Origin of the sequence: Streptomyces sp. NPDC032940 (assembly GCF_040636935.1) — a bacterium.
Taxonomy (GTDB): domain Bacteria; phylum Actinomycetota; class Actinomycetes; order Streptomycetales; family Streptomycetaceae; genus Streptomyces.
In genome coordinates this window covers 1-19,663 of sequence record NZ_JBEZVJ010000036.1, presented here as the reverse complement: position 1 = coordinate 19,663, position 19,663 = coordinate 1, and the positions used below count along the sequence as shown (strand labels likewise).

The window sequence follows — 19,663 nt, the reverse complement described above, 5'->3', positions numbered from 1 at the left end:
GGGCATCCCATGACGCACCAGCACACCCGTCCCCTTCCCGCGACATCCTCGGCACTCCGGAGTCTTGAGGGAGCGACCGTTCTGGTCACCGGCGGCGCCGGTCTGATCGGATCACGGATCGTGCGGCGCCTGAAGTCTCTGGGTGCCACCCCGCTGGCGCTGTGCACTCTGGACGCCTACCCCGCAGACGTCTATCGGGTCCTGTTCGGTATCGACGCCGCCGGCGATGACGTCCTGGTCGGGGATGTCCGCGATGCTGCCGCCGTGCAGCGGGCCATGCGTCGGGCGGACTACGTCGTCCACGCCGCCGCGCTCGCCGACGTCGCGGCGTGTACCCGGCGCCCGCAGGACGCCATCGACCACAATGTCACCGGCACCCAGACCGTCCTGTCCGCTGCCGCGGCCTCCGACCGGCTGAAGCGGTTGGTGTTTGTTTCCTCGGCTTCCGTGTACGGCAACGGCAACCCTGATGACTGGGCCGGCCCCCGCGACGAACACCGCACCACACGGGAGCTGCTGGCCGCCGTCTACGGCCGCACCGTGCCCCGCTTCACCGAGCACGCCCCGCTGCGCCCGCTGTCGGTCTACGCCAACACCAAGGCCTTCGGCGAGGTGCAGACCGCCCTGCAGCTCGGTGCGGTCGGCATCTCGCACGCGGTGGTGCGTTACTTCTCCGTGTACGGCGAGCCGCAGGTCATCAAGCCGGGCAGCCACTCGTGGGTGGTGGCCTGGTTCGCCGCCCGGGCAGCGCTCGGTCTGCCGCTCCAGCTCAACGGCGGCGGTCACCAGGTCCGCGACCTGATCCACGTCGACGACATCGCCGACGGCACCCTCAACGCCCTGGCCCGGCCGGCCGCCGACGGCGAGACGGTCAATATCGGCACCGGCTGCCCGACGACCATCCGCCGCGTCGCCGACCTCATCGCCGCCCAGTACCCGGGGACGCAGGTGCAGGAAACGCCGATGCCACCCGGCGACCCGCTCGGCGGCTGCGCGAACACCACCCGCATGGAACAGGTCCTGGGCTGGCGGCCCCAGATCACGCTCGAGGACGGCGTCGCCCGGTACGTGCGCTGGCTGCACGACACCCCGGCCGCCCTGCCGGCCTGGCTGCGGGCCGAGACGGCCGCGTAGCTAGATCACCGGGGGGCGTCCGAGCCTGGTCATGCGAGCCACGGTCGCCCACCGCATCGGCCGCCTGCGCCCCGCAGGCTTCGTGACGCCTTCCCAGAAGCCGCCGGCCCAGGCCCGCAGTCCTCCCAGGGACCGGGTCCGGGCCAGCGTCAGCAGCGTCCACACCCCGAGATAGGCGGGGACCAGCGGGGCGGGCAGATGCCGCTTGGCCAGCCACACCCGGTTGCGGGCCGTCATCCGGTAGTACACCGCGTGCCGGGCCGGCGACGTCTTCGGGTGCTGGAGAACCAGCGACGGCTCGTACACCACCCGCCAGCCCGCATCCAGCGCCCGCCACGCCAGATCGGTCTCCTCGTGCGTGAAGAAGAACTCCTCCGGCCAGTTCCCGACCTCGTTCAGCATGCGCATCGACAGGCCGTGCCCGCCGCCCAGGAACGTCGTCACCTCGCCGCCGCGCATCGGGTCCTTGGCGCGCAGCCGCGGCACATGACGCCGCTGGGTCTGCCCGTGTTCGTCGGCGATGCGGAACGAGACCACGCCCAGCTGAGGGTCGGCCGCGTACATCGCGGCCAGCTTCGAGAACACGCCGGTGTCCACCAGCAGGCCGTCGTCGTCCAGGTCCACGACCACGTCGACGTCTGCGCAGGCCCGCAGGTGAGCGATAGCCGCGTTCCGGCCCCCCGAGACGCCCAGGTTCTCGCTCAGCTCCACCCCGTCGACCCCGGCCGGCAGCTCGGGCAGCGGTGTCCCGTTGCCGACCACCACCACACGCGTCGCAGGCAGGTCCTGCCGGGCCACCGACTCGAGCAGGGCCGCCAGCTCGGCAGGCCGGTTGCCCATGGTCAGGACGGCAACGCCCAGGCGCGGGTGACTCACAGGTGAACTCCCATCCAACATCGACCGGCCGAGCCTAGCCGCCCGCCCGCGCACCCCGACCACATCCACTGAAGGAGAGCTTCGTGCCCGACGTCCCTGTCCTGTGCCTCGGCACCTACCTCAGCGCCCCTACCGGCCCCTGTCTGGCTGCCACCGCGTACGCGAGCCTGGACCGCGCTGATCTGGCCTGGTGGCTCGCCCACTGGTCCGACCTGCACGCTAAGGCCCTGGCCCAGGTCGAGTACCGCGTCCACCCCAGTGCGCGTATCCATCCCACCGCGATCCTCGGCGAGGACGTGATCGTCGGACCGGGGGCGCGGGTGTGGGAGTTCACCAGCGTCCGCGGCCACACCGTCATCGGTCCCGGCGCGTCGATCGGCTTCAACTGCGAGGTCACCAACGCCTACGTCGGCGCCCGCAGCGTTCTGGGGCACCGCGTCGGCATCAATCGCACCCTCCTCGGTGACGGCGTCCACCTGTCCGCGAACGTCACCGTCGCCGCCATCCACCTCACCCGCGACATGACCCGGCCCGACCGCGAAGCCGTCCTCCGTTTGCCCGGCGGTCTCTACCACTGCGGCACCCCACGCTTCGGCGCCCTGATCGGAGACCACACCCAGACCGGCATGAACATCACCATCGGGCCGGGCACCGCGATCGGCCGCCACTGCCAGATCAACTCCCACACGGCGCTCGGGCCCACCCACGTCGTCGCCGATCACCACATCCTCAGCCCGGCGGAGCCGCCGGCCCACCGGACGCGCCCCCGCCGACAGGCGCGAACCCCAGGGCCGTCCGTAGGCTGAACCTGCTCGGGGCTGTCACGGAGGTCACTCATGCCCCGCACGGTCTGGTCCGGAGCTATCAGCTTCGGCCTGGTCACGGTCCCCATCCACGTCGTCAGCGCGGTGGAGGACCACAGCATCCGCTTCCACCGCGTACACCTGGCGGACATGGCCAGGGTGCGGACACGGAAGGTGTGCGAGCTGGAAGACCGCGAGGTGTCCACCGCGGAGATCGGCAAGGGCTATGAGGTCTCCCGCGACCACATCGTCCCCGTCACCGACCAAGAGCTGCGCGACCTGCCGCTGCCGACCGCGAAAGCCATCGAAATCGTCGCGTTCATGCCGCTGGCCTCGATCGATCCGATCCGCATCGGTGACGGCTACTACCTCCAGCCCGACGGGCAGGTGGCGGCGAAGCCGTACAAACTGCTGCGCCAGGCGCTGGAGCGCAGCAGCCGGGTGGCGGTCGCGAAGTACGCGTGGTCCGGCCGTGAGCGCCTGGGACTGCTCCGGGTGAGGGACGACGTGATCGTTTTGCACGCGATGCGCTGGCCCGACGAGATCCGTGATCCGTCGTCGCTGACCCCGGCGCCGGTGGAGGTCTCCGACGAGGAGATCGACCGGGCTCTTGCACTGATGGAGACCATGAGCCGTGACGACCTCGAGGGGCCGGAGTTCCGTGACACGTACACCGAGGCGGTCGCCCAGCTGATCGAGGCCAAGCGTGAGCACCGTGCACCAGCCCCCGCGCCGGAACCGGCCCAGGAATCGGGCCAGCTGGTCGACCTGATGGCCGCGCTCAACGAATCCGTGGCCAAGGCCAAAGAAGCACGCAGCGACGGCGGGCATGCGGACGTCCACGAGATGCCGGCCAAACGGTCCGCGAAGAAGACGCCTGCCAAGAAGGCCCCGGCGAAGAAGACAGCCCGCAAACCGCGGAGGTCGGCGTAAGGCGGCGGCAGGCGCACAGCATCGCCGTTCAGATTCAGACACTCCAGCCGGGCGCCGCGCTTTCGGCCGTCAGCAGGACGGCAGCCCCGGTTAGCCCTCCAGGTAGCCGAGCTCCGCGTCCGGCCGGCACGCCCCGCAGGCCTTCACCCCGTCGGCGAGGGCGCGCAGCGCTTCGTCCCGGCTGATGCCCTTCGACCGCTTGCCCGCGTTCCAGCATCCTCCGACGTGCACCTGGACGGGCGGGCTGTCCCGGTTCAGTCCCTGCTCCAGCAGCCACTCGGGCGGCGTCGGGCGGGCTTGGATGCCGCGCTGCCGCTCCGCCTCCCGCCGCTCTGCCAGCGCGATGGCCTGCCGCACCTCGTCCAGGGCGAGGGCGAGCCATGTCTCCAGGGTCCGGAGTCTCGGCAGGTCGGGCGGCAGGTCGGTCACACGATCAGTTTGCGCCAATATTCGAACAAGGTTTCTACTGGGGGTATGGCCAACCATCGCGTCGAGTACCTCACCGGCAGGCAGGAGGAGATCCTCCGCGTCGTCCGGCTGGCCATCATCGACCAGGGCGACGCCCCCACCGTGTCCGAGATCGCCCAGCAGGTGGGCCTGCGCCCGTCGTCGGTGCACTACCAGCTGCGCGAGCTGGAGGCCAAGGGCGCGATCGTGCGCGTGCCCGGCCGGGCACGCGGAATCCGGCTCACATGACTGGCCGCTTCCGGGTGACCGTGGCCGTCGACGGCCGGCAGATGCTGCGCGGCTGGTGGCAGGACGAGAGCGTGGCCCGCGGCAAGTTCACTGGGTGGGTGGGCGAGCACGGCGACCGGCCTCGCACCCTGGTCACCCTTATCGACGAAGAGAGCGGCACTACGTTGACGCAGTGGCCGGACACCGCATGATCCTCTGCCATGCTGATCGCCATGGCCCACCGCCCGTACCCGGCCGCCGATAAGGCCTGGCGGCAGATCATGCGCCGCCATCGCTACAACCGGCCCCCACACCTGCCCGCCCCGCCCGCACCCCAGGCCCCGGCCGGCGAGTACGTCCTCTCGACCCGCAGGCGCCGCTGAAGCGGTCATGGGGCCTTCCGGGAGAGTTGTGCGGGCCCCGGGCCCTGCCCCAACCAACGCCGTCCACCGGTTCCAGCTCCGGTCGACCACTCGCCGGAGGCACGCTTCGCCACCGACCTACAGCACCTCTCCCCCATCAGGCCGGGCTCGGTCGTCAAGCGATGGAGCACGGCGGAGGACCCTAACGAGTCTGACTAGCTTGCGTCGAACGGTTCCAGCTTGTCCGGCACGCTGACGTCTACCTCACGAAATCGCCGACCTGACGGACCATGACGAGCCAGGAGCGGGGAGCAACGCCTTGCTGCAGGGCAGTTGCTTGTTTTCCGCGGATAACAAGCAACTGCGACACGCCTACTTGCCGACCACACCAGCCAAAGGTGAGTAAGGTAGCGCCATGACCGCCCCATACGACCCGAGCGAGCGGGAAAAGGTAGTAGCCAAGCTGCCGTCTGAGCTGCGAAGAGAACTCAAGGTCCGCGCCGCCGAAGTTGGTACAGATATCCAGGACGCCGTCACAGCGGGCGTGGAAGCCTGGCGGAAGGCGAAGAGCCTGCCGCTGGTAGATACGACTGGAGGGACGTCCTTCGCGACCTATCTGCCGACCGGGCTGTACGACAAACTCAAGAAGGACTGCAAGTCCCGGGGCATTTCGTACAACCAGGGCATCGCTCAGTCGATCCGGCTGTGGCTTGACCGGCATCCCTCTCCGCGTCCGAAGCCGCCCCGCGTCACGGGAGCGCGGCGCATCATCTTCGGCAACCAGAAGGGCGGCGTCGGCAAAACTGCCATCTCCGCTGGCGTCGCGCAAGCGCTCGCCGAGTCCGGGAACCGCACCCTGCTGATCGACTTCGACCCGCAAGGACATCTCACTAAGCAACTGGGCCACCCTCTCGTCGACATCGACGCCCCCAGCTTGGCCAAGCACATGCTGGGTGAGGCCCGGGGCGAGCTGGCTGAGCTATTGGTGCCGATAAAGGGCGGCGACTTCGAGGAGCACCTGTGGCTGCTGCCAGCATGCAAGGACGCCTTCCTCCTGGATGCGAAGCTCGCCACCAGCCGTAACGTCCGTATCAAGGAGACAGCACTCGAGAAGGCGCTGGAGGCTCTGGAGCAGGAGTTCGACTACATCCTGGTCGACTGTCCTCCCAGCCTCGGCTACAGCATGGACACCGCCCTGTACTACTCCCGAACGCGCGAGGGCGAGCAGGAGAGCACATCCGGCATCGTCATCCCGGTACTCGCTGAGGACTCATCAGCGGATGCCTATGACATGCTCTACGACCAAATCCAGGACCTTGTCGCCGACATGGACGTCGACATCGCGATGCTGGGCTTCGTCGTGAACATGTACGACAGCCGCAAGGGCTTCGTGGCCACATCGTCGCTGGACGAGTGGCACAAGATCGGGGATCCGCCAGTTCTCGCGATCGTGCCGGAGCTGAAGGACCAGCGCGAGGCGGTACGCGTGAAGCAGCCGCTGCTGGTCCACGCGCCCTACGGCGAGCAGGCGGAAGTTATGCGCACAGTGGCACGGAGGATCAGCGGATGAGTATCGCCGACCGACTCGGAACTGGTTCATCGTTCAGCCAGGCTCCTCGGGGCCGCAGCGCCCGCGGCCGGGCCAAGGCCATAACGCAGGGAGACGTACCGTCGTACGAGCTGGTCCGGCTTCGTCTGGAGGATGTCTCCCCCACCCCTTTGAATCCGCGCCGCAACTTCGGCACGGATGACGAAAAGACGCGGTTCGGCGAGGAGCTTCGCCAGGCACAGCTGGCCGCGTGTGTGGCGGTCACACGAAGTGCCTACCTGGCCCTGTGGCCTGAGCACGCGGATCGGATCGCCGACGCCTCCCATGTTCTGATCAATGGGGAGCGTCGCTTTCACAGCGCCGTCCACGTCGGCTTGGAAGCGCTGGACTTCGTCGTCCGCGACGACCTTGCCAAGACGCGGGAAGAGTTCATCAACTACCTCCTGCAGGAGAACCTCGAGCGCGAAGACTTCGATGTCATCGAACGGGCGCGGGGCGTCGAGCAGCTCGTTGCGGCCTGCGCAGAGCAGTCTGAGCGAGGAGCACGCTCCCGAGCGGCTAAACGCCTCGGCAAGGCCCGCTCCTGGGTGACGAACCAACTGGCCCTGCTGGAATTGCCCCAAGAGATCCAAGCCATGCTGAGCGCTGGCAGCGTGCCAGAGCGGGACGGACGGACTATGGTGCGGTACGTCCGGGAGAACGAAGGCATCGACGCTGCCACGTTGCTGGATCGGCTGGAGGCCGAGAAGGAGACGGCCGCAAAGGCTAAGGCTGAAGAGCGCGCCCAGCTACATGCTCTGCGACGTAGAGCTGACGAGGACTTGTTTTCCGCGGATAACAAGCTGCACCGCCCCGAGACCCAGCCGACTGCTGGTGAGGCGCGGCCGGCCGAGGGCACCACCGCCTCAGGTTTGTTTTCCGCGGAGAACAACACTGCCTCCCCGGAGGATGCGCAGGAGCCCGACCTTCAGCCGCGTAAGGCCCCCAGTTTGTTCTCCGCGGAAAACATTGCCGATGCTCCGGCCCTCTCTAAGGCAGCTGTCCCTAACCAGCCGAGCCCTCCAAGCTCACGTCCTCCAGCGGCAGGTGCGACCAGCGACGGCGGTGATCAGAAGGGTCGGCAGGGGCAACCACGACAGCTCCCCTACGACGATCCCCCCTACGTGATGCATCACCTGTTCAGGAAGATGCTCCCCGAGGACTTCGCGAAGGCACTACGCGTTGGCCTGGAGCTTCTCCGTGAGAACCGGGCGGAAGAGTACAAGGCGCTGGTCAAGGAGCTGGCCGAACGCGGACTGTCGGCCTGAGACCGGTGGTCCGCAGGCGGCACGGCGCCAAAAGACAAAAGGCCCCGGGCCGTTCCCTCCCATGGAGGGAACGGCCCGGGGCCTTGTTCACGGCTCCGTCCGGCAGCGGGTCGGGGCGGAGTGGTGCGGGAACGGGAACCGCGGGTCGGGCCCGGTGGTGTCGGTCAGCTTTGCGGTACCGACGTAGCTCATGACGTGACCTCCGGGAGCAGCTTGTGCAGGTGCGGGGGAGTTGGAGCAGGACGCGTTCGTAGACGGCGAGCGGGACGCGCCAGGGACCGAGCTGCCCGTCGCAGGGCACGGGCAGGGGCAGCGCGTGGACGTCGTCGAGGTCGACGTGGACCTGGTCGGGCTGCGCTCAGGTGCTGCACGTCTCGCCGGGGTCGGTGTGGGAGCCGGGTATACGGACGAGGCCGAGACCTCACGGGTGGGCATTTCCAGGCCGCGGATCGTGCGTGCCACGAGCGGGTCGCGCAGCGCCGGGCGATCGATGGCCACGCCGGCGTGCAGCAGGCGCCAGCCCGGCCCCCAAGGGCGGGGGCGATTCTCCACGCGCTTGTCGCCGTACAGGATGCAGGCGGCCCAAGGCTGTTTGACGGTGATGCCGCGGATGGCGTCGGGGGCGTAGAGCGGCGGTGTCACGTGGCGGCCCCGAAGCTGTGGGTGCCCGGCCGACCGATGCGGCGGCCGTTGACGGACGGCACGGCGGCGTGGGAGCGGTCGGCGAGGATCGCTTGGCCGGTGTGCTTGCCCGCGTACATCGCAGCATCGGCGGCCCGCTGGAGGCCGGACAAGTCGGTGGTGCCGACCGTGTCGGGAGCGGCGGCGCCGATGGACACGGCGACGTCGACGAGGCGGCCGTCGCCGAGGTCGACGGGCTGAGCGAGCACGGCGGCCAGTTCCTCCAGGCGCAGGCGGCGACGCGCGGACCCGATCCGCACCGTGGCGGCGAATTCGTCCCCACCGAGCCGGCCGACCGCGCCATGACTGCCCGCCCATGCGGTCAGGCGCTGCGCGGTGACGGCCAGGACGCGATCGCCGGCGGCGTGCCCGTGCGTGTCGTTGATCTGCTTGAAGTAGTCGATGTCGGCCAAGACCACCAGGGCGTGGTCGCCGTATCGGTCAGTGATCTGCCGGGCCCGGCTGGTGTAGCCGGCACGGCCGTGCAGACCGGTCAGCGGGTCGCGGCGGGCGGCGTCCAGCTGGCGGCGGACGCGGACGTCGTCGGCGAGCGCGGCCAGGACGAGCGGCACAGCGGCCGCGGCGATGACGCGTGTGCGAGAGGGCTGCCGTAAGAGAGTCGGGGCAGGCATGATGGATCTCCGTTCTCGCCCGTGCGGGCGGAATGAGGAGGCGCACCCCGGGCTGTCCAGGCATGGGGGTGCGCCTCTCGTGTGTGATCACCGGGGCCCGTGCGGTGTTGTCCGTCCGGGCCCGGGCATCCTTGGGGTGCTGTCGTCTCGTGACGGAGACGGGAGTGCCCTGGGGTGGCTGTGTCTTTGCCGATGCTGCAGCCACCTCAGGTCTGTTACCGCCGGCCGCTCAGTCGCGGGAGGGGCGGGACGCTCCGGCAGTCGAGCGGGGTGTCGGTGTGCTGGGAGCGGCCGTGGGTGGGCCGCAGTTCGGCGAGGATCTCCAGCAGGGTGTCTTCGGTGTCGAGTTGGATGTCGACGTAACCGCGGCCGCAGGTGCACGGCACGATCAGGGTGAGGGCGTCGCGGGCGCCGTCGGCCTCGCTGATGTGCAGGGTGTGGTGCAGCCACAGGCCGCCGTCCAGCCAGACCACCGCCGACGGCTCGAGGTCGCACACGCCGTCACGCTTGGCGGGGTAGCCGGGCCAGTCCATCGCTTCGATGACCTGCGCGAGGCTGTGCGGGTAGGCGGTGTAGACGTGGTGGGCGGCGGTGGTTTCGGCGTCATCGCGCTGCTCTTCCTCGGTGGGTCCGGCGGCTTCGGCCGCCATGTCCAGGAGGTAGGCGAGCGGGGAGTCTGCGGCGTAGGGGCGTGTCGGGAGGGCCAGGATCTCGGTCATGCGAGTCTCCGGGTGGTGTGATGGTGCTGGCCGGGCTGTCCGGTCCTCCGCACCGTCCCGGCCAGCAGGCGCAGGCCGGCCGGGACCGTACGGAAGGCCGCCAGGTCGCTGGCAGCGGTGGTCGTCAGGGGGTCACAGCAGGGCGCCGGCGGCGGCCAGCGCGAGGAACGCAAGCGCGGCGAGGGTGCAGTCGACGGCGCGGCGCAGCCGGGCGAACTTGGCGAGCGCGATGCGGGACAGGATGCGGATGCGGGCGGCGCGGGTGTCGCCGTTCATGCAGGCGTGGATCTGAGTCTCTGCCAGGCGGGCCCAGTAGGGGAACGAGGCGCGGTCCTGGCCGCCCAGGCGGGGGCGGACGACTAAAAGCAGCAGGACCGTGGCGGCACCGATCGCCGCGACGGCCATGCCTCCCAGCACCCGGGTGGGCGTCGGCAGGTCCTCACCGGCGAGGGAGGCGAGGCCGGCGAGGCAGGCGCCGTTGAATGCCAGGAGCAGGCTGGCCTTGCCGTCGGTGCGGCCGATCTCGGTCTGGACGGTTGCCAGGGCCGCCTCCAGGTTCCTGTCCGTGAGGCTCGTGGCGATCGTCGGTGCGGACATCGCGTCGTCTCCAGGTGGTTAGGCAGCAAGGGTGTGGCCGGGCGGGAGGGTGTAGGTGGCGGGGTCGGCGGGGGTGCCGTCGTGGCACTCGAGGCAGCAGCCGAGCGTGCGCAGCGGGAGCACGTGGTGGTAGCGGCGTCGGCATCGCGGGCAAGTGGAGCGGGCGGCCATCGCGGTGTCCAGGGCGGCCTCTTTGGCGAGCGTCATGGGCCGTATCGGCTTGGCGAGGTCGATGCGGTACAGGTACGCGGGCCGGGTGCAGGTGCGCGTCGGGCGAGTAGCGCAGGCCTTGCAGCGCAGGATGGCGACGGGGTCGTGTCCGCCGGGTCGCAGGCGCGCGGCGCGCAGCTGGCGGCGCGTGGCGAGCTGCTCGGTCGGTGCGGTGCCCCACTCATATTCGGGTAACCCCTGCGGGATGCGGGGGCGGGCCTGGCGTCGCTGTCGGGCGCGGCGCGTGGTCATCGCGTCTCCCAGGAGCAGGGCAGGCGGCGGGGACGGTGCGGGTAGCGGGGGCCGGGAACGGCGGGGCGGGGCCGGCCGATGCGGCGGCGGGGGCGGGGGATGAGCATCGGGCTACCTCCATGGCTGGTGTGGGTAGGGCGAGTGCGTCAGGCTGGGATGCGCGCGCGGGCAGGGCGGCAGGGGGAGTGATGGGCTGGTTTCGCAGTGATCCGCCGGTGGTGGATTTCGAGGCGGTCATGGACACCGACGGCGTCACGTGGCAGGCGTTCACGGACGAGGACGGCGTCCTGGTCATCGACACCGACGCGGAGGTCGAAATCTTCGTGAACCGCGCCATCGTCGGCGGTTACGTGTATCCGGCGTGGGTCGACGACTACGGGCGCCTGGTCATCGAGCTGGACGACTGACCGGGCCGGCTACGGGCGGCCGGTCAGAGCCCTTTCGCGTCGGCCATCGAGGCGGCCTCGCCCAGCATGCGTACGGGCAGGCGGCCGGATGCGTGCGCGTCGTTGAAGGACGGCACCGAGTCGACGTCGTCGCCGAAGCGGCGGCGGATGGCGTCCAGGACGACGGACGCGGCGTCGGCCTCCAGGCCGCGGTCGCCGCCGGCCTCTTTGCGGATGGCTCCGAGCAGGCAGACCGCGCCGCTCTCGTCGGTCAGCGCCCCCGCACACCACCCGTCGGTCTCCATCCGGGCTCGGGCCCTCTCGAGGAGAGCGGCGACCGGAGTGGCGGGGAGCGGCTGCGGCTGGAGTGTGGGTGTGAGCGGCACCGTGATGACGTCGGCGAGGTCGACGGGCTTGGTGTCGATGTGAGCGGTCCGCACCTCGTGTGCGACGGCGGCTTCGTCCAGTCGGACGGTCATGGCCGCCTCTACAGCGGCCAGCCGCGCGTCCAGGCTCAGACCGTCGGCGGGCGTCGTCCGGACGCGCGGATCGGCTGGGACGGCGGGCGCGGGGTGCAGTGAGGCGGCCATGCGGGAGCTCCCGTCAGTGCAGGGACACGAGGCCGGCCACGGCGTGCAGGGCCTCGGTGATGGCGGGGGCGATGCCGGTGGAGGCGAGGCAGAACCCGAGCAGAGCGCAGGCGAGGGCGGAGCCGAAGCCGACGATGCGCTGGCGCAGCAGGACGGCCACGACGACGGCCAAGAGCAGCGCGGCGGACACGGAGACGATCACGAGGGTATTCCTTCCATGGTTCGGGACGGGGCGGTGCAGGCCGGACGGATGCCGGTGCCGTCGCCCCCGGCGGTGGCCAGGGCGACGGCACGGGGAGGTTCAGTCGTCGGCGGCGAGGGCGTAGTCGGCGCGGAGCTCGCGCAGGACGTCGTCCTGGGCGTCCGTGGTGACCAGGACGTTGCGGGCCTTGCTGCCGTCGGCGGGACCGACGATGCCGCGCTGTTCCAGGGCGTCCAGGAGGCGCCCGGCGACGGCGAAGCCGACCCGCAGCTTGCGCTGCAGCATTGACTGCGATCCGAACTGACTGCTGATCACGAGTTCGGCGGCCTCCACGACCAGCGGGCCGTCCACGCCGTTCGGGCTCTGGGGGGCAGGCTGCGCGGCCTGCTGGTCCTGGTCGGTGCTCGCGGCGCCGTGGCCGGCGGGCGCGTAGACGCCGTGGTCGACTTGCTGGAGTCGGCCTTCGGCGACCAGGTCGGACAGGGCGTTGCGGACGGTGCCGGCGGCGGCGTCGACCTTGGCGCGGATGTCCTTGGCCGTCATCTGCCGGTCGACGGCGGCGAGGACCTTCTCCTTGACGGTGCGGGGCTTCGGCGGCGCCGGGGGCGGGGCGAACGAGCCGATCCCGATGAACTGCGGCGGCACCATGGCGCCGTCGACCTCGCCGTCGCCGTTGTCGTTCTTGGAGGGCGGCGGCATGGTCCAGTCGTGCCACAGGCCGAGCTCGGTCAGGGCGTCGATCTCCCGGTCGGTGAGGCAGTTGATGGAGCCGTCCGCGGGGAAGATGTCGCCGAGGCCGTCGGGGCTGCCGTCCTTGGGCAGGTGGACGTACAGGGTGCGCATCATGGTCGCCCCGGAGCCGGTGACGGTGTGGCCGACGCCCTGAGTGGTTTCGCCGGGCACGTCGTCGATGACGCCGTGCATGCGGTCCATCAGCGAGGTGGAGGCGTTGAACCGGTCGGGGATGTCGGCGAGGTCGACGTCCCCGGCGAGTCCGCCGGTGGCCTGCCGTGCGGCGATGCCGCCGGAGGAGCTGGCGATGCGCAGCACGACGCCGATGCCGCCCTGGACCTGGTCGCGCAGGGAGGCTTCGCCGCCGAGCTTGGACAGGTTGAGGGACTGGCCGGCGAAGACGATGCCGATGCCGAACTTGCGGCCCTCGCGGGCGAGGACGTCGGTCATGTGGGCGATCTCGTCGCCCAGGGCGTCGTCGCCGACAAGGCTGTTGAACTCGTCGAGGACCAGGACGAGGCCGGGGTAGGGGGAGTGGGCGGAGAAGTCGTGGCCGACTTCCGCGTTGATCTGGCCCCGGATGTCCATCAGGGCGATGGCGGCCTTGAGCATCCACCAGGTGAAAATCGCTCCGGCGCCCTGGCGGTCGATGTGCCGTCCGACCGCACTCATTTGCGCGTCGGGGCGGGCGGAGGTCACCCAGTTCGCCAGGCCCGCCAGGGCCCACGCCGCGCACATCAGGGCCAGGGCGACGGTCTTGCCGGAGCCGGTGACGCCGACGAGGAAGCCGTGCAGCGTGCCGGCCGCGGACTGCATGTGGACCTTGGCGTCGCTGCCGTCGTGGGCGGTGCCGATGGTGTAGCGGCCGTACGCGTCCAGCGTCAGCAGCTCCCGCGTGGCCCGGCGGGAGACCTTGAGCGGCGCCGTCTCGTACAGCGTGACCAGGGCCTCGCGGCCGCGTGCCTCGGCGACCAGGCGCAGTTCTTCGGGCTGGACGCCGAACGCGGAGCAGAGCTGGCCGTGGTTGATACGGGCGAGCTCGCCGGCGTCGACCTGGGCGAGGACCATGCCCCGGGCGGGCAGGTCACCGGTGGCGGGGAAGCTTTCCACGCGGACGATCTCGCTGTCCGGGATGGCGCCGCCGGGGCGAGCGACCTTGTCCGCCCACATGTCCTCGAGGCTGCCGCCGCCGCGGCGGGTGGTCGGGGCAACGGTCAGGCGCATGCGACCCGGTCCGGTGCCGGGGATCTCGTCCACGGCGACGCAGGCGACGGGCACGCCGAACGCGGCGGCCGCGGCGGTCGGGTCGATGCGCGGGACGGGGCGGCCGGTGGGGGCGACGATGTGCGCGGTGAAGTCGGGGTGCTGGGGCGAGACCGTCTGCTCGATGGTCTCCAGCCGCGTCTCGGGGGCAACTTCGGCGCCGTCCCACAGCCGCATGACCAGGCCCTGGAACCCGGGCGGGTAAGCGGCGGCGATGGTGTCGGGCGGGGTCCAGGTGGAGCGGGTGATGGGCAGCGCGGCCGACATCAGGGCGCCCCAGCCGAGGGCTGCGACCGGCTCCCACCAGGAGTGGCCGGGCACGACCGCGGCGGCGGCGTAGACGGCGCCGCCGGTGACCGGTCCGAGCATGCGCTGGGCGCTGCGGATCGTACGGCGGAAGTCCCGGGTCTTGACCTTGCGGTACAGCCACCACACGCAGCCGCCGCTGATGGCGACGGCGGTGGCGTGGGCGGGCAGCAGCTCCATGGAGGGGACGTAGGCGAGAGTGGCAGCGGACGCCCCGTAGGCGGCCATCTCTGCCTTGGCGCGCATCGGCATCTTGCTCATCGGTCGGTTCCTTCTGGGCTGGGGGACGGTGGTCCGCTGGTCGTGCTGGAGGCCGCACTGCCCGAGAGCGGGGCAGTGCGGCGTCCGGCGAGGCCAGGGGTGTCGCATACAGGTGGGGGCCGCGCCCGGTGGTGGGCGCGGCCCCGGTGGTGGGACGTGGTGGGTGGTTCAGGTCTGCCGGTAGAAGCCGGGCTTTGCCTGGCGTGCCCTGGAGGCCGCCACGGCGGCGTGCACGCCGCCGTATTCGGCCCGGTGCGCGCTGCGGAGGTGACCGGCGGCCTGGTGCATGGATTCGGCGGCGCCGCTCAGGCCCAGCGCGCCTCCGGCCACCCGGCCGAAGTGGCCGGCCACTTCGGCGATGGCGGCCACGTGCCGGCCGTCGACCTGCGCGGCGGCGCTCAGGTCGGCCACGGTGGTGGCGGCCTTCGCGTTGGTGCGCATGCGCTGGGCCACGCGCTCGGCGTGTTCGTTTAGTTGAGCCGCCGCGCGCTGGAGTGCGGTCAGCTTGGCCTGGACGGCGTCGAAGCCGTTGGCGGCGCCGTCCGCGGCGACGGCGGGGACGATCTCTCCCACGGGCTGTCTCCTTCCTGTCAGTTCTCGTTGTGGATGCGGGCGCTGGGCGCGGCGAGGCCGGCCTCCGCGGTCGCGGTTTGGGTCGGCCGGTAGTCGCGGGCCATCGCGACTTCCTCAGCCTCGGCGGTTTCGGCGGCGTCCAGGGCGGCCCGGGCCATCCGTTCGGCCTGCACCACCATCTGGCCGACGCTCTCCATCAGCACGGACAGGGCGCGGTTGGTGCGCTGGCCGCTGACGTTGTGGGTGGTCGCCAGGTCGCCGGCCATCGTCTCCAGCTCACCCATCAGGCGTCGGGACTGGCGGGCGAGCTGGGCGCAGTCGTCGTGCGTCTCCATTCCTGCGGTGGTGAGCCGGGTGAGGGCCTTGAGGGCGTCGTCCAGGGTGATGTCGGTGGCGTGCTGGGCGGTCATGCCGCCCGCCGCCGGTACCGAGGCGGTGACCGGTGCCGGTGCGGTGCTCGCCCTTGCGGGTGTGGGCATGGGGATGGGGTCCTTTCTGCGGGTGGTGCCGGGGCGCTGCCCGGCCGGACGTTGCGGAGCGCGGGGCAGGGCGGGCTGGCTCTGGGCAGGCAGCGGCTTCGGCGCCGGGGCGATCGCGTCCGGCTCCCACCGCTTGGCGTGAGCACCCGGCGGGTCCACCTGCTCGACAGTGATCGTCACGCGGGGGCCAGGGTCGGCGTCGAACGGAGAGGACCGCGCCTGCCACGGCCCCGGTCCACCGGTCGCCCCTGTACCGCCGGTCGGGCCGGGGCCGCCAGCCGGGCCAGGACCACCGGTCGGTCCCGGACGGTCTCCCGTAGGGCCAGGACCATGTGCCGGTCCCGGACTGCCTCCGCTCGGTCCCGGGTTGTCTGTCGCGGTCGGCCCTTGCCCTTCAGCCGGACCGGGACCACCGGTCGGCCCCGGTGCGCGGCGGCGGGGACCACCGTTGACGTCCCACTGCCTGCGGCGCCGTCGCCAGCGGTCGTTGATGGTGGTGAAGACGGCGCCTCGGAGGTCCGTGCGGTCGGCCCATCCGTCATTGACGGCCCCGGCAGCCCCCGAGCCGGTGCGGGCGGTTCCCGTGCCCCTCTGCCCAGCACGGCCCCCGCCCGGGCGGCGGGGCCAGCGGTTACGCGTGCGGTCCCCGACCGCATCCCAGAACGTCGGCCCGGAGCGCCCGTCTTGGCCTCGCGTGCCCGCACCGTTGTTGGCGGTGTTCTGTCGGCCCCGCGACGAGCCGGTGCCGCCGGGCGCTGTGCCGCCCCGGTTTCCGCGCTGGCCTCGCCAGTCGGCCATGACCTGCCGTGGGGAGCGGCGCCCGCTGCCCCCGCCACCGGCACCTCCGGGCCCGGTACCGCGGCCGGTGTGCCCGCCGGCTCCCGGAGCCGGAGTCCTGCCGGAGCCGCCGCGCGGTGAGCCGTCGGTGCGGCGGCCACCACCCCCGCGGCTTCCTCCGCCCGCACTGCCCGGTGCGGCACCGCTGCGGGACGGGGAGTGGCCCGTTCCCGAGCGGCCCACAGACCCGAGACCTGCAGAGCCGTTGTGTGTGCCGGTGGGGCCTCGTCGGCCCCCTGCGGGGCCGCCCGCGCCACCGCCCCGCCCGGCCCCCGCAGAGCCGTTGTGCAGGCCGCTCGCGGCCCGTCGCTGGCCTGCGGAGCCAACTCGTCCGAGGCCCGCAGACCCGCGTCCAGGGGCGCCGGAGCCGCGTCCCAGGGCGCTGCGCCCGTAGTCGTGGCTGGAGGGCACCCGGCGGCTCCCGGCGCGGGCGCGGGCGGCGTCGGCTTCCGCGCCGTGCCGGGTGGCGTCCGCAGTGGCGCGGGCCGCCAGGAGCTCCATCTCGCGCTGGTTCGCGGCGGCCTGGGCCCGGCGCGGGCCGGACTCCTGAATCCAGGTCTGCAGGCCCTCGAACGCGGCGAGCGCGATGGCGAGGATGGCGGCCAGCGAGAGCGCCCCCGTCCGGGGCGGTCCCGCGTCCGAGGGGGCCTGAGCGGGGGGCAGGCCGTCGCTGCGCAGGGCGGCCGGGATGGAGGCCGGCGGGGGCGGAGCGTGTGGGACGGCGGGGGCGTCGAAGGCACTGATTCGAACAGTGCTGCCCGGCTCGTCGGCCCCGTGTGACGGCTCGTCGAGGGTCGGCGGCGCCGGGACGGGCGGGGGCGGCGGGGACCCGATGCGGGGCATCTGGAGCACGTTGTCCGGGCTGTCGTCGTCGGACACGCGCCCTCCTCTCCTGGTGACTGCCGGTGAGGGAAGGGGGCCGCCTCGCACGCGTACGCGTACGCGTGGTTGGGACCCCCGTCAACCCCCATTTCGGCGGTGATGATGATGACGATGACGATTACTGGCAGTGATCCCGGTAGAGGCGTTCCAGCTCTGCCGACAGGGCGTTGAAGGTGGCGTGGTCGCCGGTGCGGCGCACCTTCTGGATCGCGGAGACCTTCACCAGGTCGAGCCAGGCCCGGAAGAACTCCTCCGGGCCCTTCTCGCCTGCCGTGCGGGCCTGTTCGAATCGGGCGTTCCAGTGCGCGGCCCGCTTCGGGGACATCGCAGCGGCCATCAGGCGCCCCGCTGCTGGCTGTTGCTGCCGCCGAAGAAGTCGCCCAGCAGCTTGGGCGCACCCGCTGGCGCGTCGTCGGTGTCGGCCGGGGCGAGGCGCTTCAGCGTGGCCTCCGAGCTGTTGCGGGCGGCTGCTCCGAGCTGCTGCTTGCGCATCTCCTTGCGCACGGCCTTGGCCTCCCGGCGCAGCGCCACCTTCTCCAGGTCGGTCTCCTCGTACGCGGCGACCATGCCGTTGATGCACTTGGCGGCCTGCCGCATGGCGCGGGCGGCCTGGCGCAGCGGCTTGACCCGCTTGCGGGCCCGGGCCGCAGCCGAGATGCCCCAGGGCAGGTCACCATCCAGGCGGCGGGCCTTCAGGTCGGCCTGGATGGCGTCGGCGAGGGCGTCGTAGGTCTGCGCGTCGGTCAGCAGGCTGCCGCGGTGCTGGGCCTGCCAGCCCTCGCGCTGTCCGGGCACGGCGAGGGCCTGCACGCCGGTCGTGACCCGGGTGGCAATGTCCTTGCTCATCAGGGGTTCTCCTCGGGGTGGTGGGGTGATCCGGATCGGTGGGAAGCTGCGGGTGGCGTCTCGGCGCCTTCGCCGTGTCCCCGAGGTGTCGTCATCATCTCGGGGGCCGGCGGAACCGTCGGACGGTCCGTGTGGGGCGTGATCAGGGGCGGTAGCCCTGGGCGAGCAGTTCGGCCGCCTCCTGGCGGTACTCGGAGGCTGTGCCGGGCGAGGAAACGGCCAGTTCCTGCTGGATGTCAGCGAGCGGCAGCCGCTCAGCGGCGCCGTCGGCGGTCGCGAGGATCATCCGGGCGACCTTGCGCACGGCCCGCTCGCGCGGCTTGAGCCGGGCGGCGTCCTCGGCTTCGACCGCGCGCCGCTCCGTTTCGGCGGCGGCGCGCCGCATTTCGGCGGCGCGCAGTTCGGTTTCGGCTTCACGCTCTCGGGCGGCCTGCGCGTTGGCGTGGGCAAGGGCCTGACGCTCGGTCTCCTGTGCCGCGAGCCGGTCGGCTTCGGCAGCGGCGCGGCGCGTTTCGGCGGCGGCCCGCTCCGTTTCGGCGGCACGCCGGTCGGCTTCGGCAGCAGCCAGCCGTGCTTCGGCGATGGCCTGTGTCTCGATGGCCTGAGCCTCGGCCGCGGCAACCTGATCGGCCTGGGCTGCCACCTTCCGCTTCTCGGCCGCCTGGCGTTCCAGCTCGGCCGCCCGGGCATCCGCGGCGGCCTTCGCCTCTCGCTCCTGGGCTTCCTTGCGCTGCGCCTCCGCCTCGCGGGCGCGGGCCTCGGCGATGACCGCCGTCTCCAACGCCGCTTCCTCCAGCTCGGCGGCCCGCTCGGCGGCGCTGGCCTGCGCGCGGGCGTGGGCGCGGGCCTGGGCCGTCTGGCCTTCCACCCGGGCGCGGACGGTCTCCAGCTCGCCTTCGGCCTCCAGGCGCTCGGCCTCGGCCTGCCGCTGCGCGAGTTCCCGACGCGTCTCCGCGTCCAGGCGCCGGCGCTCGGCTTCCTCCGCCCGCTTCTGCGCCTCTCGTTCCTGCTGCTCGGGCATCGCGAGGGCCTGGGCGACGGTGTAGCCGTAGGCGGCCATCGTCATCGGCAGCCGCTCGTCCTCACTCGCCCTGCTCAGGTCCCCGTGGTACTTGCGCCTGAGCCACTGCTCGTAGGCGATGAGGTCCTGCTGGCGGCGGATCATCTCCGGGTAGGAGGTGACCCCGTACAGCCGCATGCGGCGGTAGAAGCGGGGAGTGGCCAGCGGGCTCAGGATCCAGCGGTGCAGCGGGATCCGGTCGGCTGCCGTTCCCGCTTCCAGCCTGGCCTTTTGGATGATCAGGCGGCGGGCGGCCTCCACGCCGATGACGAACAGCAGCGGCATGACGCCGTGGCTGGCGGCCTTGACCGGGTCGGCGGCGAGGTGGCCCTGCGAAGAGGCGTTGAACCAGATCGTGGCGCCGGTCATGCCGTGGGCGGCCAGCCTCAGCAGCGGCCACGGGGTGCCCTTGCGGATCAGGTACAGGTCCAGCGCGAGGAACGCGATGATCGACGCATCCACGCCGACCGGGAACCACGGCGCCAGGCGCTCGCTGAATCCCCAGGCCAGGGCGAC

At 71.7% G+C, this 19,663-nt stretch carries 23 protein-coding genes and 1 pseudogene; 9 read left to right on the top strand and 15 right to left on the bottom strand.

Features of this window, described 5'->3' with window-relative positions; all coding sequences use genetic code 11:
- Positions 1-9 precede the first annotated feature (9 nt).
- Positions 10-1,134, top strand: a complete 1,125-nt coding sequence (locus AB0E77_RS30215; RefSeq protein WP_361576894.1) for an NAD-dependent epimerase/dehydratase family protein — start codon at positions 10-12, stop codon at positions 1,132-1,134.
- Here the strand turns inward: AB0E77_RS30215 and AB0E77_RS30210 are convergent, their stop codons facing one another.
- Positions 1,135-2,010, bottom strand: a complete 876-nt coding sequence (locus tag AB0E77_RS30210; RefSeq protein WP_361576891.1) for a glycosyltransferase — start codon at positions 2,008-2,010, stop codon at positions 1,135-1,137.
- Positions 2,011-2,093: 83 nt separating this feature from the next.
- Between AB0E77_RS30210 and AB0E77_RS30205 the strand changes: the two genes are divergently transcribed.
- Both AB0E77_RS30205 and AB0E77_RS30200 read left to right on the top strand, forming a co-directional pair.
- Entirely contained in the window at positions 2,094-2,816 is a 723-nt protein-coding gene (locus tag AB0E77_RS30205; RefSeq protein ID WP_361576888.1) for a transferase, read from the top strand.
- Between the two features lie 30 nt (positions 2,817-2,846).
- Positions 2,847-3,746: a Ku protein gene (locus AB0E77_RS30200; RefSeq protein WP_361576885.1), complete on the top strand. Its 900-nt coding sequence runs from the start codon at positions 2,847-2,849 to the stop codon at positions 3,744-3,746.
- A 90-nt stretch (positions 3,747-3,836) separates the two neighbouring features.
- On the opposite strand, the gene AB0E77_RS30195 is transcribed toward AB0E77_RS30200, so the two are convergent.
- Positions 3,837-4,175, bottom strand: coding sequence for a DUF6233 domain-containing protein (locus AB0E77_RS30195; protein WP_361576882.1), 339 nt, complete (start codon positions 4,173-4,175; stop codon positions 3,837-3,839).
- A gap of 45 nt (positions 4,176-4,220) precedes the next feature.
- On the opposite strand from AB0E77_RS30195, the gene AB0E77_RS30190 reads away from it, so the two are divergent.
- The 5 genes from AB0E77_RS30190 to AB0E77_RS30170 all read left to right on the top strand — a co-directional run bounded on the left by AB0E77_RS30190 (position 4,221) and on the right by AB0E77_RS30170 (position 7,639).
- Positions 4,221-4,442, top strand: coding sequence for a MarR family transcriptional regulator (locus tag AB0E77_RS30190; protein ID WP_361576879.1), 222 nt, complete (start codon positions 4,221-4,223; stop codon positions 4,440-4,442).
- Complete coding sequence (locus AB0E77_RS30185) at positions 4,439-4,633, top strand: hypothetical protein (protein ID WP_361576876.1); 195 nt, start codon at positions 4,439-4,441, stop codon at positions 4,631-4,633. The genes AB0E77_RS30190 and AB0E77_RS30185 overlap by 4 nt, the downstream gene beginning before the upstream one ends.
- Before the next feature lie 9 nt (positions 4,634-4,642).
- Positions 4,643-4,804 carry a hypothetical protein gene (locus tag AB0E77_RS30180; RefSeq protein WP_361576873.1) on the top strand — a complete coding sequence of 54 codons (162 nt, stop codon included), beginning with the start codon at positions 4,643-4,645 and terminating at the stop codon, positions 4,802-4,804.
- A gap of 394 nt (positions 4,805-5,198) precedes the next feature.
- Positions 5,199-6,353, top strand: coding sequence for a ParA family protein (locus AB0E77_RS30175; protein ID WP_361576870.1), 1,155 nt, complete (start codon positions 5,199-5,201; stop codon positions 6,351-6,353).
- On the top strand, positions 6,350-7,639 hold the full coding sequence (locus AB0E77_RS30170) for a ParB/RepB/Spo0J family partition protein (RefSeq protein WP_361576867.1): 1,290 nt from the start codon (positions 6,350-6,352) through the stop codon (positions 7,637-7,639). The genes AB0E77_RS30175 and AB0E77_RS30170 overlap by 4 nt, the downstream gene beginning before the upstream one ends.
- 188 nt (positions 7,640-7,827) lie before the next feature.
- Here the strand turns inward: AB0E77_RS30170 and AB0E77_RS30165 are convergent.
- From AB0E77_RS30165 to AB0E77_RS30145, 5 genes and pseudogenes are all read right to left on the bottom strand, one after another.
- A pseudogene (locus AB0E77_RS30165) lies at positions 7,828-8,281 on the bottom strand (hypothetical protein).
- Complete coding sequence (locus AB0E77_RS30160; protein WP_361576864.1) at positions 8,278-8,892, bottom strand: GGDEF domain-containing protein; 615 nt, start codon at positions 8,890-8,892, stop codon at positions 8,278-8,280. Before AB0E77_RS30160 ends, AB0E77_RS30165 begins: the two are co-directional and overlap by 4 nt.
- A 275-nt stretch (positions 8,893-9,167) precedes the next feature.
- A complete protein-coding gene (locus AB0E77_RS30155; RefSeq protein ID WP_361576861.1) occupies positions 9,168-9,671 on the bottom strand; it encodes a hypothetical protein in 504 nt (167 codons plus the stop codon).
- 132 nt (positions 9,672-9,803) lie between these two features.
- Entirely contained in the window at positions 9,804-10,268 is a 465-nt protein-coding gene (locus AB0E77_RS30150) for a Pycsar system effector family protein (RefSeq protein ID WP_361576858.1), read from the bottom strand.
- 18 nt (positions 10,269-10,286) lie between these two features.
- A complete protein-coding gene (locus AB0E77_RS30145; protein ID WP_361576855.1) occupies positions 10,287-10,730 on the bottom strand; it encodes an RRQRL motif-containing zinc-binding protein in 444 nt (147 codons plus the stop codon).
- 215 nt (positions 10,731-10,945) lie between these two features.
- Between AB0E77_RS30145 and AB0E77_RS30140 the strand changes: the two genes are divergently transcribed.
- On the top strand, positions 10,946-11,137 hold the full coding sequence (locus AB0E77_RS30140) for a hypothetical protein (protein ID WP_361576852.1): 192 nt from the start codon (positions 10,946-10,948) through the stop codon (positions 11,135-11,137).
- Between the two features lie 23 nt (positions 11,138-11,160).
- Here the strand turns inward: AB0E77_RS30140 and AB0E77_RS30135 are convergent, their stop codons facing one another.
- From AB0E77_RS30135 to AB0E77_RS30100, 8 genes are all read right to left on the bottom strand, one after another.
- Positions 11,161-11,706, bottom strand: coding sequence for a hypothetical protein (locus AB0E77_RS30135; protein ID WP_361576849.1), 546 nt, complete (start codon positions 11,704-11,706; stop codon positions 11,161-11,163).
- A gap of 13 nt (positions 11,707-11,719) precedes the next feature.
- A complete protein-coding gene (locus tag AB0E77_RS30130) occupies positions 11,720-11,908 on the bottom strand; it encodes a hypothetical protein (RefSeq protein ID WP_225638414.1) in 189 nt (62 codons plus the stop codon).
- Positions 11,909-12,007: 99 nt separating this feature from the next.
- Positions 12,008-14,470, bottom strand: coding sequence for a DNA translocase FtsK (locus AB0E77_RS30125; RefSeq protein ID WP_361576846.1), 2,463 nt, complete (start codon positions 14,468-14,470; stop codon positions 12,008-12,010).
- A gap of 168 nt (positions 14,471-14,638) precedes the next feature.
- The gene (locus AB0E77_RS30120; RefSeq protein ID WP_361576843.1) at positions 14,639-15,043 is read right to left on the bottom strand and encodes a hypothetical protein; all 405 of its coding nucleotides are present in this window, start codon (positions 15,041-15,043) and stop codon (positions 14,639-14,641) included.
- 17 nt (positions 15,044-15,060) lie between these two features.
- Positions 15,061-15,522 carry a hypothetical protein gene (locus tag AB0E77_RS30115; protein WP_225638418.1) on the bottom strand — a complete coding sequence of 154 codons (462 nt, stop codon included), beginning with the start codon at positions 15,520-15,522 and terminating at the stop codon, positions 15,061-15,063.
- Positions 15,523-17,359: 1,837 nt separating this feature from the next.
- On the bottom strand, positions 17,360-17,578 hold the full coding sequence (locus tag AB0E77_RS30110) for a hypothetical protein (RefSeq protein WP_361576840.1): 219 nt from the start codon (positions 17,576-17,578) through the stop codon (positions 17,360-17,362).
- Positions 17,578-18,087, bottom strand: a complete 510-nt coding sequence (locus tag AB0E77_RS30105; RefSeq protein ID WP_361576837.1) for a hypothetical protein — start codon at positions 18,085-18,087, stop codon at positions 17,578-17,580. The genes AB0E77_RS30110 and AB0E77_RS30105 overlap by 1 nt, the downstream gene beginning before the upstream one ends.
- 142 nt (positions 18,088-18,229) lie before the next feature.
- Positions 18,230-19,663: DUF2637 domain-containing protein (locus tag AB0E77_RS30100; RefSeq protein ID WP_361576835.1), on the bottom strand; the 1,434-nt coding region annotated here is incomplete at its 5' end.

Excerpts from the sequence above, each read along its gene's own strand:
- AB0E77_RS30215 (WP_361576894.1), top strand. The coding sequence starts at position 10 with ATGACGCACCAGCACACCCGTCCCCTTCCCGCGACATCCTCGGCACTC.
- AB0E77_RS30200 (WP_361576885.1), top strand. The coding sequence starts at position 2,847 with ATGCCCCGCACGGTCTGGTCCGGAGCTATCAGCTTCGGCCTGGTCACG.
- AB0E77_RS30190 (WP_361576879.1), top strand. The coding sequence starts at position 4,221 with ATGGCCAACCATCGCGTCGAGTACCTCACCGGCAGGCAGGAGGAGATC.
- AB0E77_RS30185 (WP_361576876.1), top strand. The coding sequence starts at position 4,439 with ATGACTGGCCGCTTCCGGGTGACCGTGGCCGTCGACGGCCGGCAGATG.
- AB0E77_RS30180 (WP_361576873.1), top strand. The coding sequence starts at position 4,643 with ATGCTGATCGCCATGGCCCACCGCCCGTACCCGGCCGCCGATAAGGCC.
- AB0E77_RS30175 (WP_361576870.1), top strand. The coding sequence starts at position 5,199 with ATGACCGCCCCATACGACCCGAGCGAGCGGGAAAAGGTAGTAGCCAAG.
- AB0E77_RS30170 (WP_361576867.1), top strand. The coding sequence starts at position 6,350 with ATGAGTATCGCCGACCGACTCGGAACTGGTTCATCGTTCAGCCAGGCT.
- AB0E77_RS30155 (WP_361576861.1), bottom strand. The coding sequence starts at position 9,671 with ATGACCGAGATCCTGGCCCTCCCGACACGCCCCTACGCCGCAGACTCC.
- AB0E77_RS30150 (WP_361576858.1), bottom strand. The coding sequence starts at position 10,268 with ATGTCCGCACCGACGATCGCCACGAGCCTCACGGACAGGAACCTGGAG.
- AB0E77_RS30145 (WP_361576855.1), bottom strand. The coding sequence starts at position 10,730 with ATGACCACGCGCCGCGCCCGACAGCGACGCCAGGCCCGCCCCCGCATC.
- AB0E77_RS30135 (WP_361576849.1), bottom strand. The coding sequence starts at position 11,706 with ATGGCCGCCTCACTGCACCCCGCGCCCGCCGTCCCAGCCGATCCGCGC.
- AB0E77_RS30125 (WP_361576846.1), bottom strand. The coding sequence starts at position 14,470 with ATGAGCAAGATGCCGATGCGCGCCAAGGCAGAGATGGCCGCCTACGGG.
- AB0E77_RS30115 (WP_225638418.1), bottom strand. The coding sequence starts at position 15,522 with ATGCCCACACCCGCAAGGGCGAGCACCGCACCGGCACCGGTCACCGCC.
- AB0E77_RS30110 (WP_361576840.1), bottom strand. The coding sequence starts at position 17,578 with ATGGCCGCTGCGATGTCCCCGAAGCGGGCCGCGCACTGGAACGCCCGA.
- AB0E77_RS30105 (WP_361576837.1), bottom strand. The coding sequence starts at position 18,087 with ATGAGCAAGGACATTGCCACCCGGGTCACGACCGGCGTGCAGGCCCTC.